Below are 12,837 nucleotides of genomic sequence, written 5' to 3'. Positions count from 1 at the left end.
ATGATAAAAGTAAATCAACTGAATAAATATTTCGGTGACCTTCATGTGCTGAAAGACATTGATATGAACGTGAACCGCGGGGAAGTGATCGTTGTTATCGGACCTTCAGGGTCAGGGAAGACGACGCTGCTTCGTTCATTGAACATATTGGAGACCCCGGAATCCGGTGAAATCACCATTGGGGAACGCTCCCTTGATTTCAGCCGTCCCCAGAAGAAAAAGCAGCTGGTGGAATTCAGGAAGCAGACCGGAATGGTGTTCCAAAACCATAATCTTTTCCCTCATTTAACCGCTGTCCAGAATGTGATGGAAGGCCCTGTAACGGTTCAGAAGACGCCTAAAACAGAAGCGAAGAAAAAAGCGGCTGATATTTTGAACAAGGTGGGATTGGGGGACAAACTGGATGTGTATCCCCACCAGCTTTCCGGAGGGCAGCAGCAGCGTGTCGGCATCGCCCGCGCTCTGGCGACAGGTGTAGAGGTCATCTTGTTTGATGAGCCGACATCTGCTCTTGACCCTGAACTTGTGGCGGACGTTCTTGACGTCATGAAGGAACTGGCGGAAGAAGGGATGACGATGGTCGTCGTCACCCACGAAATGAAGTTCGCCGAAGAAGTAGCGGACCGCGTTATTTTCATGGATCAAGGAACCATTGTGGAAGAGGGGACCCCGGATGAGGTGTTCCATTCTACCAAGGAACCCAGGACCCAGCAGTTTCTTCAGCGGATCGGGCAATAAACAGGAACCCGGCTTCTTCAGAAGAGACGCGGACTGTCGAGAAGATTCTCGGCAGTCTTTTTTTTTGATGCTGTAAAATGGATGTGCAGCATGCTCTGATCAATCCTCATTTGGCCAAGTCAAAGGATAGGTCCGTTCCCCTGCCACAGCACCAGAGGAGTGTGACCGTCCACATGCAGGATCTTAAGCATCGAGGGGAAAATTATGTTAGGGTTAACGATAACACTACTATGAATGAAGGAGATTCCATGACACAGACAGGATGGAACTTAAAGCACAGCTATCAACTGCTTCCGGAACATTTTTATGCCAAAGTGGAACCGACACCAGTCAAAAATCCGGCCTGCGTCGTTTTTAACGATGATCTGGCCGCAGAACTCGGCCTCCCGGATGATTCCAAACAACACCCGGAACTATGGAGTGGAAATGAGCTTCCAGACGGAGCTGACCCGATTGCCCAGGCCTATGCCGGTCACCAATTCGGTCAATTTACGATGCTTGGGGACGGCCGGGCCGTCCTTCTTGGTGAACAGGTCACGAATAAGGGAAGACGATTGGATATCCAATTGAAGGGAGCCGGACGCACCCCGTTTTCAAGACGTGGCGATGGTCGTGCAGGACTCGCCCCGATGCTGCGGGAATACATGATCAGTGAATCCATGTATGGACTCGGTATTCCGACGAATCGGACTCTGGCTGTTACGACAACCGGAGAACATATCCAAAGGGAAATTGAAATTCCAGGAGCGGTTTTAACCCGCGTCTCCAGCAGCCACCTACGCGTGGGCACGTTCCAATATGCCGCCGGCCTTGGTGATGTGGACGCCCTTCGACTGTTGGCCGATTACGCCATCCAGCGCCACTATCCTGAAGTGGCAGGAGAAGAAAACAGGTATGCCGCTTTTTATGAGAAGGTCGTGGAAAAACAGGCGGCGCTGATTGCCCAATGGCAGCTGACAGGCTTCATCCACGGGGTGATGAATACCGATAACATGGCGATCAGCGGGGAGACATTTGATTACGGACCTTGTGCCTTTATGGACGTGTATCACCCGGAAACAGTATTCAGTTCCATCGATACTCAGGGACGGTATGCCTATCAAAACCAGCCGCCTATCGCTCAGTGGAACCTTGCCCGTCTGGCTGAAGCCTTGATACCGATTCTTGATGACGAAGAAGAAGCCGCTGTCGAAACGGCTCAGGAAATCCTCAGCCGCTATGGCTCCTATTTCCAAACACACTGGGTCAACGGGATGAGGGATAAGCTCGGATTCTTAAGTGAGGAAAGCCAGGATCGAGCCTTGATGGATGATCTTCTGGATATCATGAAAAAGCAGGAATCGGACTATACGAACACCTTCAGAGCGTTGACGCTTGATCGACCGGAAGAGCTGCCGATGTATCATTCCGTCGCTTTTTCAAGCTGGTATGATCAATGGAAAAAACGTCTCGAACGACAGGAGCAGCCGCTGCACCTCGCTTTTGAAACAATGAAGAAGGCCAATCCTGCCATCATTCCCAGGAACCATAGAGTAGAAGAGGCGTTGGAAGCAGTCATTCAAGAGGATGACTATTCGGTGATGCATCAGCTGATGGAACAACTGAAAAACCCTTACGCCTATTCCGATGCGCAGGAGGAGTACGCCCAGCCTCCAGAGCCGTCGGATCAGCCGTACCGCACGTATTGCGGCACATAAAGAAAACCGGTCTCTTCTTTGAGACCGGTTTTTTAATGGATGTACGTTCCTGCCCCTCTCTGCATAAGATAAGGCGAGATTGTAAGGAAGGGAAGATCCATGTGTATCCATACCCACCTATGAACAGGCAGGAGACGGCTGGAGATATTCTGCAGAACAGCATCGCTTCCAAAGCGGCCGCCGCCCATTTTTATCAGCGCCTTTTTTCGTATGCTCCTGCTGCTGACCAATCCGTCATCAGGCAGGCTTTTGAAAAAGAATCAGCTGTTTTGAATGAGCAGACCGTCCTTTATAGACAGATGACAGGAAGGCAGCCTTCTCTCAAGGCCGTACCGCCAGCTTTCAATACGTATCAGGATGGACTGCAGAAAGCATATGAAATGAAGCTCAATCACTATAATTATGATCAGCAGGCGTTCAGGGCACTGCAGGGCACCCCATGTGAACCGTGTCTTCAGCGTGCCTGTCAAAGTAATGCCGACGAAGCAGGCCGGTGGTACAGATTGTTGACCCGTCAGGAAGAAACAGGAACGACTGTGGACTTCGGCGGCCAGCCTTATGTGCTGGATATCGAAAAAGCGACCGTTCAAAACGATACGTTCCGCACAGCCATCTGGACGGGAGACGATCTTCAGGTCACTTTAATGAGCATCGGTGTCGGAGATGATATCGGCCTTGAGATTCATCCGGATGTTGATCAGTTTCTCCGTCTGGAGCAGGGACGTGGGAAAGTACAAATCGGACCTGAAAAAGACCAGCTTACATTTGAACGGGAAGTTTCGGATGACTATGCAATTATGATTCCAGCAGGAATGTGGCATAACGTAACAAATACCGGGGACGTTCCTATGAAGCTGTATTCCATCTACGCTCCTCCAGAGCATCCATTCGGCACGGTCCATAAGACAAAAGCGGATGCGTTGGCTGCGGAGGCTGAAGAATAAAGGTTTGTCGCGAGAAAGCTTGAGGTTCGATTCCCCTTTTGTAATAATTGAAATAAACAGGGGGGATAACATGAAGCTCTCGTATTTTTTACTGCTGATTATTTTCATGATGCAGGGGATGGCCCTTGTGAATGTCACCCTTTTTGAAAACAACTGGAACGGTGTGATGCTCTGGATCAATACATGTCTTTTTATCATTGCAACCGCTTTAACGGTGAAACCAGCAGATTCCAGTCATGAAGACCATTAAAAGGTACGTTTCCCCTTATGGGAACGTACTTTTTTTATGCGGAAGTAGGGGATGGATTCCGGGTACACTATATAAGGATTTACATAATTATTACGTGGAATTAACTCATTCTTACCATTACTTATTCTGTCATTAACATAAGGCTACTAGTATGAACCATGTAATCACATGAACGGAGGGAAATTATTTTGAACAAACAGCTTGCAAAGAAAGTATTGTCTGTGACCGCCTTGTCCTGCCTGTTTTTTGGAACGGCTGATTCCCCATCATACATAAGTGCTGAAGATCACAACGAAGAAGTGAAGAACGTCATATTCATGGTTGGTGACGGGATGGGGCCTGCCTATACGACCGGGTACCGTTACTTTAAAGATGATCCGGACACCAAGGACATGGAGCCGACGGCTTTTGATCCCTATCTTGTTGGGATGCAGTCGGTCTATTCCCATGATCCTTATCACGATGGCGGCGAAGAGGATGAAAAGGAGAATATTCCGGATTCCGCAGCGACGGCTACCTCCATGTCTTCCGGGGTGAAAACGTACAACGGAGCCATTGCCAAAGATCTGGAGAAGGATGATACGAAGACAGTGCTGGAGGCGGCCAAGGAAAAGGGGATGTCCACAGGTCTTGTTGCTACCTCCCAAATCAATCATGCCACACCTGCTGCTTACGGAACACACGATGAGTCCCGCCAGAATTATAATGACATTGCTGATGATTACTTCGACGATCAGATTGACGGAGCTCATAAGGTTGATGTCCTTCTCGGTGGTGGAACGGATTATTTTATTCGTGATGACCGTGACCTGACTAAGGAATTTCAGGAAGACGGCTATGATTATGTGACGACGGCCGAGGAGATGGCGGATTCTGAAGCAGAGCAAGTGCTTGGCCTTTTTGCTCCTGTTGGATTGGATAAGGCTATCGACCGTCCGGAAGAGCAGCCTTCTCTCGCTGATATGACAGAAACTGCTCTTGATAAGTTGAAAAACAATGAAGAAGGCTTCTTCCTTATGGTGGAAGGAAGCCAGATTGACTGGGCCGGACATGACAATGATGTCGTAGCTGCCATGAGTGAAATGGAAGATTTCGAAGGAGCTTTCGAGAAAGTGATGGCTTTTGCTGAAGAGGATGAAGAAACACTGGTTGTTACAACTGCGGACCATTCTACAGGAGGGTTTTCCCTTGGAGAAGGTGGTCCCTATAAATGGGATCCCGATGTCATCCATGCCGCTTCCCATACGCCTGATTATATGGCCGGACAGATTGTGGAAGAGGGGGCTGACGTAGAGGAAACCTTGACGGAGTCTATCGATTTCGAATTAACAGAAGAAGAGATCATGTCCGTTCAGGATGCTGTAAATAATGGAGACGATGAGGAAAAAATGGTAGATGTGGATAATGCGATTGAGGACATCTTCAACAAGCGGTCCGGTACAGGATGGACAACCGACGGACATACAGGTGTGGATGTTCCGGTATATGCCTATGGTCCGGCCTCGGATCGCTTCTCTGGATTTATTGACAATACGGACAATGCTAAAATCATTTTTGAACTGCTGAATGGTGCGGAAGAGGAAGAAGAAGGTGCACCTCTGGCTGATACAGCCACCTCCTATCCGTTGGGGCTGCTGGACGGCGCAGCTGTCGCCGGGGCCGCAGGTGTCATTCTTTTCTTTAGAAGGAAACAGCTGAAAGTGTAACAAACTGCGGGATAAAGGAGAGGTCCGATGATTCAAAAGCTGAGCGTTGCCTTATTGCTGCTGGGATTGGTGCTGGTATTTTGGAATGGCTTCCAATGGTGGTCGGAAAGTCGTGTCGCTGTTTATGATGCAGAGATGCAGGATGTTTCATATTCTCCGGAGAGCGGACCATCTCCATCCGAAGATTTCGTCGCTGCAGAAACCGTCGGAAGCTATCAAGAAGGCGGGGAAATCGGAGAGCTTACGATTCCTAAACTCGGAAGGCGTTATCCTGTGTTTTTCGGGACAGGGGACAGCACATTGAAAGAAGGCGTCGGCCTGTATGATACGTCGTATACGACTCTTCCGTCTGAAAAGGGACATACTGCGCTTGCTGGCCACAGAGAAACGGTCTTCCGCGGCCTCGACGGTCTTGTTCCTGGGGACTTCCTTTACCTTACAGAAGGAGGCTATGAATACGAGTACCAGATTAACCGGATCTGGGTGACGGATGAACAAGATACGTCTGTCATCGTGAAAAAAGACTCTCCCACATTAACTTTGACGACGTGCTATCCTTTTGACTTCATCGGCTCAGCTCCTGAACGTTTTATCGTGCAGGCTGAGTTTGTAAAAAGACACGAACTGCCTTAAGCTTAGCGCTGCCTCTTTCCATTGGGAAGAGGCTTTTCTTTTTGTTAACCTTTCTGAATATTCTTTACTCCGTGCGTGGAAAACCATACACTAAAAGAGATCGTGATTTCTTACATAACAGAAAGGCTGATGCGTATGAGGAACATTCTCACTCCCTTTGACAAGGAAGGTAAATCGTCTCTATTGTCTTGAATCAATCATGAACTGGAGGAGTCGGTATTGAAGACTTTAGGTGATCTAACCATTGTTGAATATCATGATGGGTTGGCGGAAAGTACAGCTGAGATGTGGAACGAAAGCCGTGGAGAATGGGGAGGAGACCTGGTCGTCACAACGGCGGAGGATGTAAAGGAAAAGGAAAACGCCTCTACGAACCTGAATCTGTTCCTCGCGCTCGACGGCGGTAAAGTCGTCGGTTACTGTGGACTGTCGGAGTACAGGGAAGATCAGGAAGCTTTATATATCCCGCTGTTGAACGTTCATCCGGATTATCATGGAAGAAAGATCGGGCGCAAGCTATTGAGGAAAGCGATCGATCAAACGGTTGCCTATGGATGGCCGCGTCTGGACTTGTTTACATGGCCGGGCAACACTAAGGCGGTCCCTCTCTATAAAAAATGCGGATTTTTCTGGGAGGAGCGGGATGATACGACTCACTTGATGAACTTCATTCCACAGGTGCTGCAAATGGAGGTCCTCCGTCCATTCTTTCAGGATCATGACTGGTACAGCACCAGCCAGCGCCCGATTGAAGTAAAGCCGGATGGACAACAGGCTGGAAAGCATACCGTTTATGAATATAAATGGCAGGCACCGGACGGCCGTTTTGTCAGGATCCAGTTTGAACGGACAGGCCGAGGCATTCATTTGATTGAAACAGATGATTTCTCCATACAGATGGATCTTCCTGACTTTAAACTACGGGAAAATGAAACCTACGCTACCTGCATTCATGTCGTCAACAAACAGGAAGCCCCAGCCACGTTCCATTTGGAAGGGGTGTCATCAGAACTCGTGGACCATCGCCTCCCGATGATCACTACGGTGGAGAAGGAAGTAACGGTGAACGGGGATGTCGAGGTGACGGTCCCGGAACAGAAGCCGAGTCCTTGGAAAACCCACCCTGTAGTTGAAACAACCGTCCACATAAACGGCTGGTCCGTTCCATTGAAAATGGGCGTGTATCCAATCAAGGCAGGAGACGTCACGGTACGAACTGTCCAGCCAAGCTGGAGACCGGGACAGGAAGGTTCGTTGTATCTGGATATGGAAAGTCACCTGGAGAAGCCTTCAGTATGGACGGTTCGTCTTCCGGATCAGGACGTGCTGGAGTGGCACACACCCAGCATACAGGTGGATATAGACGGCGGTGCCCGTGTTTCCGTCCCTGTTCCCATCACCCTTCGGAAAAACGGATTTTTGAAAGAAGAGATTTCAGTTGCCGTCGAAGAAGAGGGCAGGTCTTCCTTTGAATTCACCGCCAGCCTTTCCTACGCTTTTCCGGGCCATGGAGCTAAATTCGGAGGAGAAACAGAAACGAAGTGGTTTGGTTTTAACGGTCCGTACTATGCAGAAATGGAGAAACGGAACCAGTTTATCGAAGTCGGATCGATTCGGTCCAACGAAGATCCTGTAAAGCTGATGACTCCTCACCTGGGAAGACCCTTCAGTCAGGAATTTTCAAAAAAAGAAGCGTCCACGGTGGAATTCATCGAACTCCCGGAAGCTTTTGTTTTGAAAACGACACTTGAATCCGAAGCGTTTACAGGCCTTCTGCTCAACACGTATATCAAAATTTTTGGCGATGGTGTGGTGGAGGTCCATCACGAAATCATCAACCAGGGACCGGCGAAGGAAAGCGTTCACCTGCAGATTCCGGTTTACCCGATGTACAAGCAGCTGGTCATTCCTTATAGAGACGGAGTCATTGTGAATAGGGAAGCATCGATTCCTTTTACCGAATACCTGCGAGATGAAGAGATATCGGAACCATGGCTGTTTTCAAAAAATTCCTGTGGAGACACGAAAGCCCTCGCTTGGCCGGAGGAAGCCAGAGGAAGAGGAGACGACTGGCGTTTTGCCATCGTGTTTGAATCAGGTGAACTGGAGGAACAGGAAAAACGCATCCTGGGCCCGATAAAAGTCGGCTTCAATGCTACAGCCGGCTGGAAAGACTGGCGTTCCCTTGTCAGAGGTGAAGACGGGAAACACTTGAAGGAATACCCGCTGTTCGCGCTGGAAGCAGCCGGGCAGCGTTTTATATCCCGCGCAGGAGAACGGGTCCCCTACACCTTCCGCTCCCTGCTGACTCCGTATCTTCACGGCTCATTAACGATTCGTCAGGATGGGGAAACGTATCGGGAGGAAACCACAGTTGAACAAAAGCGTACGAAAATGGAAATCATGATGGAGCATTCGTCCCCAGGGATTCATTCGATCCATGGCCGCTTCCGCTCCAAAGGACAAGCAGCTGCTCTCCACACCTGCCAGCTTGTAACAGGGGAAAAGTCAGTAGAAGTCACCAGCCGCAGCGGTGTGTGGACCGTGGAAAATGATGGATTATCCTTCCATGCTTCCGCCTCCTATTTTCCCGGCATATACTCGTTGGTGTATGAGGGTCAGGAAATGCTTCACCATCAATACCCGGAGGCGGGACCGAAAAGCTGGTGGAATCCATGGGGCGGTGGGCTGCGTTTTGCGCTCCCGGAAGTGAGTGCTTATTCCATGATGAAAGAAGATACCCTCATATCACGGACAGACCGGACGGATTCACTCGGCCATACGTGGAGCGGCCTGTTATTATCTACAACCCTGCAGGAACATGAAAGGATGAGAGGACTGACCCTCCGTCAGTATGTCCTTACCCTTCCAGGTGTGCCTGTCCTGGTGGTCTTCGCTGAGATTGTCCCACCTGTGCATCGTACGTTTTATGAAGAGAAGGTGAATCTTGAGACTTTCCTCAAGCCCGGAAAGGAACTGGACGGCTGTTATTTGAAATTCCCGGGAAGCGGGGTTTTCCATACGTATTACGCCGGTGTAGAGGAATATGAATTGGAAAATACATCAGCTGTGTGGATAGGTTCTGATGAACACGAGAAGAAGATGACGTTTCTTCATCCACAAGCGAGTAAAGAAGCGGGCAGCTACGTGAATCAGGATGTGATGTACCTGGAGTCTGTACAGAACTGGAGTGCTGCAGAAGGAAGGGGTTTCCAGACTTCTCCTGCTTTTCTGTACGGCGGGGGTGAAGAAAATACCCAGGCCCATCACTTGTTTTATGGACTGGCGTTTCCAAAAAAGGATTCTCCCTCGTGAAAATCATTGATGCGCATATTCATTTTTCCAATATTGGAAGCTTTAAAGAAACAGCTGAAAAGCTCTCACACGTTCATTATTGTGCAGGTGGATTGGAAAAGGAGATGAAAGACAACCGCATTGAAGCCTGTATCGGAATGGGAGTGACAGAAACGGAGCACGAGGAATTCCCTGCCCGTCATGCATCGACACCGATGCTTCTGGATTTAGAAGAACCCCCGGGTCAAGTGGCGGTCTGCCCCGGAGTTAATCCTTGGAAACTCGATGGATCAGGGCTTGATGCCCTTGAAAAAGAACTGCAGAAACCTGAATCGGTGGGGGTGAAAATCTATTTAGGCTACTACCCCTTTTATGCCTGTGATGCGGTTTATCAACCGGTGTATGATCTGGCTGCAGCTTACCGAGTTCCTGTTGTCCTGCATACCGGCGATACGTATTCCGAGCGTGGATTGTTGAAATATTCCCATCCGCTTACCCTTGATGAAGCGGCAGTCATGAGAAGAGATGTCCAGTTTATGATGGCTCATCTTGGGGATCCATGGGTGTTGACGGGAGCAGAAGTGGTCTATAAAAATCCGAATATGTACGCAGATCTTTCCGGGTGGATCGTCGGAGCCGGAGGGGAAGTGGAAGAAAAAAGACGGGGCAGGCATTTTGATCACATCCGTCATGCGCTCACTTATTGTGAACACTATGAAAAGCTTTTGTTTGGGTCTGATTGGCCGCTTGTGCCGATCGGGGATTATGCGGCATGCATTGGGGATTTGATCCCCTCCCGTCATATGGAAGATGTCTTTTACCGTAATGCGCTGCGGTTATTTCCGAAGCTTCGGGCTTTCATTGAAAATGGAACAAGCGGACGGTGAATCCACCGTCCGTTTTTTTCGGATGGAATTAGGATTTCTATGCTACTATTATAGTAGAAAATTATCGGTGATTGGCACAGGAGAAGAAAAATACGGGCTGTCGTCGTGGGTGTGACGATTATAAAAGGAGGATGACTATGACACATACGGTCGATGTCACGGGTATGGAAGACTGTGGAAATGCGCCGAAAAAGCAATGGCTGAAAGCTTTTAACGAGGCTTTCGCAACAGGAGATGCCGCCTATATTCTGGATCAAGTGACTGATGATGTGATATGGAGGATCATTGGGGAAACTTATGTCATCCAAGGGAAAGCGGCGTTTGCTGAGGAACTGAAATCAATGACGGAATACAAAGTCAGCGGGCTTCATTTTGATCAGATTATCACGCATGGAAGAACCGGATCTGCGAACGGAACGATCCTCATGCAGAGCGGCCGGCAGTATGGATTCTGCGATGTTTATCTGTTTACAAGTGCAGGAAAAAAGGCTCAGCTGAAGGAGATTACCTCCTATCTCATCCCACTCCCGTCGAGCTCCAGCTGATTCTGAAATACGGATTCGTCATCATTTGGTGGAACGACTGCTCCGCGTTTATGACTGTATGTATTAAAAAAGAAGCACACAACGGTGTGCTTTGACTGTAGAAAAAGCCTGTGTTAACCAGTTCGAGTTGTCCATTTGTCGTGGGAAGGGTCATTTTCCTTTTATCGGTGGATGAATGCCGCGGGCACGTCCTCAGCTGACTTGGTCAGGAAGATCGCCTGCCCAAGTGGATCTTCGGCCCGTGCTGTTCCCGCAGGCATCACCACCGAACGCTTCTCGTGCCGACGTTAGAATATAGAGGAGAAATTGTGCACGAAGCAGGTTCGCAGATTCAAAAGAACGGCATGGGCTGCGCTATTCCCGCTTGCGTGGAAAACAAAAAGGGAAAGAACAGACGCTGATGACGGCTGCCTGCCGGAATATGAAAAAGGTTGTCCTCCATCCAGCAAGGGCGAGCGGGGGGGAAGGAGAGTCTTTTTCGATGTTAAAGAAGTCCCAAGGGGCTTTCGCTCCTCGCGGTAAGAAAGAAAAAAGCTTGTAAAGAAACAGAGGTTTCTCTACAAGCTGAAGCACACAATTGTGTGCTTCTTTTTTGGAATTTAATAATCCTGCCAGGCTTTTTGATACAACTGAATGAGGACGGGGCGGTTCAACGTATTAACGGGGATATCAAAGGTCTCTCCGTTCTCTTCCTCAATCAAAGCATCTGTATCATTGCCGAACGCGAACAAAGCACGTGCGGTCTCCTCATTTAAGAAGGACAGGTTGTCTGAGACCTCCAGGTTGTCGAGATTGATTTCTTCCCGTGAGGCCAGTGTGAACCCCCAGTTTCCGAAACTTGGTACATCCAGATGGTAACTATCCGTATACAATCCAGTTTCCTTCATCGTTTCGTGGATCGTCCAGAATACTTTAGGTGCAAAAACAGGGCTCGTGGACTGCATGCTGATTTTACCGCCGGGGGCAAGATGGTTACGGACGAGCGAATAAAATTGAGTGGTATACAATTTATTCAATCCCTCATTGTTCGGGTCGGGAAGGTCTCCGATGATGACATCATAGAACTCTTCATTTTCCTGCAGATACTGAAAAGCATCAGCGTGAACGACCTTAACACGGTCATCTTTGAGGGCACCTTCGTTTAGGCGGAGCAGCTCATGATGGGTGTTGGCCAGATCCGTCATTTCCGGATCGAGGTCTACGAGTGTGATGTCTTCCACCTGTTCATGTTTCAACACTTCCCGAACAGCGAGACCATCGCCGCCTCCAAGAATAAGGACGTTCCTTTTCTGTTCGGCAAGGGCCATGGGAATATGGACAAGGGCTTCATGGTAGCGGTACTCATCACTTTCTGAGAACTGCAGCTGTCCATTCAAATAAAGACGTACATCGTTCGGCTCCTTGGTCAGGATGATCCGTTGATATTGGGTATCTTCAGCATAAATCACCGGATCGGCATACACCCTCTGCTCAAAGGCTGCGGCATATTTTTCACCAAAAAGAAAGCCCCAACCGAGCAGAAGCAGAATAAGTACACCACTCAGCTTATGAAGAGCCGGACGGTGGATTTCTTTACGAAAATAGAACGTAAGGAATAAGGCAATGACCGCGTTGATCGCGGCGACTAAGAAGGCCGTTTTGATCAGTCCCAGTGCGGGCCTCAGGAGAAGAGCGAACCCGATGGATCCGATCAAGCTTCCTGCATAGTCAAAAAATAAAACACGGGCCGTGCTTTTGCTGATATCCGCCCGTATGTCCTGCACCCGCCTGATTAAAATCGGCAGTTCTAATCCGGTCAGGAAACCCGTCAGGGAAATCACGATATACAAATAAACCTGGGCGGTTCCCTGATCGAAGAAGGAAGAGAAAAAGAACAGACCAAAAACAGAAAAACCGCCGATGATGGCAATCAAAAACTCGGCCTGCACGAACCGGGTCACAAGCCGGTTTTTCAAACGTTCACTAACAGCCGCCCCAATCCCCATCGCCATTAAAAAAAGGCCGATGGTAATGCAGTAGTAAAGGACACTGTCCCCGAACAAGTAGCTTCCAGCCGCCCCGTAGAGAACTTGAAAGACGATTCCGCAGATGGAGACAATTCCTGATGATAAATATAAGTATCTCTGGGCGTTCATAAAGTACC

At 49.0% G+C, this 12,837-nt stretch carries 10 protein-coding genes and 1 pseudogene; 10 read left to right on the top strand and 1 reads right to left on the bottom strand.

Annotated elements, in window-relative coordinates; translation table 11 throughout:
• The 10 genes and pseudogenes from ACXAJH_RS13830 to ACXAJH_RS13785 form a co-directional block, all read left to right on the top strand.
• A complete protein-coding gene (locus tag ACXAJH_RS13830) occupies positions 1 to 738 on the top strand; it encodes an amino acid ABC transporter ATP-binding protein (RefSeq protein WP_474972017.1) in 738 nt (245 codons plus the stop codon).
• A 248-nt stretch (positions 739 to 986) separates the two neighbouring features.
• A complete protein-coding gene (locus tag ACXAJH_RS13825; protein WP_474994278.1) occupies positions 987 to 2,435 on the top strand; it encodes a protein adenylyltransferase SelO in 1,449 nt (482 codons plus the stop codon).
• Between the two features lie 101 nt (positions 2,436 to 2,536).
• Positions 2,537 to 3,379: a cupin domain-containing protein gene (locus ACXAJH_RS13820; RefSeq protein WP_474972015.1), complete on the top strand. Its 843-nt coding sequence runs from the start codon at positions 2,537 to 2,539 to the stop codon at positions 3,377 to 3,379.
• Positions 3,380 to 3,449: 70 nt separating this feature from the next.
• On the top strand, positions 3,450 to 3,629 hold the full coding sequence (locus tag ACXAJH_RS13815; RefSeq protein WP_474967461.1) for a hypothetical protein: 180 nt from the start codon (positions 3,450 to 3,452) through the stop codon (positions 3,627 to 3,629).
• A 185-nt stretch (positions 3,630 to 3,814) separates the two neighbouring features.
• Positions 3,815 to 5,335, top strand: coding sequence for an alkaline phosphatase (locus ACXAJH_RS13810; RefSeq protein WP_474994473.1), 1,521 nt, complete (start codon positions 3,815 to 3,817; stop codon positions 5,333 to 5,335).
• A 27-nt stretch (positions 5,336 to 5,362) separates the two neighbouring features.
• Entirely contained in the window at positions 5,363 to 5,968 is a 606-nt protein-coding gene (locus ACXAJH_RS13805; protein WP_474967462.1) for a sortase, read from the top strand.
• Between the two features lie 219 nt (positions 5,969 to 6,187).
• Positions 6,188 to 9,283 carry an N-acetyltransferase family protein gene (locus ACXAJH_RS13800; RefSeq protein ID WP_474994277.1) on the top strand — a complete coding sequence of 1,032 codons (3,096 nt, stop codon included), beginning with the start codon at positions 6,188 to 6,190 and terminating at the stop codon, positions 9,281 to 9,283.
• Entirely contained in the window at positions 9,280 to 10,149 is an 870-nt protein-coding gene (locus tag ACXAJH_RS13795; RefSeq protein WP_474994275.1) for an amidohydrolase family protein, read from the top strand. Before ACXAJH_RS13800 ends, ACXAJH_RS13795 begins: the two co-directional genes overlap by 4 nt.
• Before the next feature lie 137 nt (positions 10,150 to 10,286).
• Positions 10,287 to 10,694 (top strand): nuclear transport factor 2 family protein, encoded by a 408-nt coding sequence (locus tag ACXAJH_RS13790; RefSeq protein ID WP_474994273.1) that lies wholly within the window; start codon positions 10,287 to 10,289, stop codon positions 10,692 to 10,694.
• Between the two features lie 319 nt (positions 10,695 to 11,013).
• Positions 11,014 to 11,136: pseudogene (locus ACXAJH_RS13785) on the top strand (transposase); the annotation flags it as partial.
• A gap of 157 nt (positions 11,137 to 11,293) precedes the next feature.
• Here the strand turns inward: ACXAJH_RS13785 and ACXAJH_RS13780 are convergent.
• The gene (locus ACXAJH_RS13780) at positions 11,294 to 12,829 is read right to left on the bottom strand and encodes a polyamine aminopropyltransferase (protein WP_474967465.1); all 1,536 of its coding nucleotides are present in this window, start codon (positions 12,827 to 12,829) and stop codon (positions 11,294 to 11,296) included.
• Positions 12,830 to 12,837: the final 8 nt, after the last annotated feature.

It is taken from the genome of Halobacillus sp. ABD4_316 (assembly GCF_056161385.1).
This window is presented reverse-complemented; position numbering and strand designations above follow the sequence as displayed.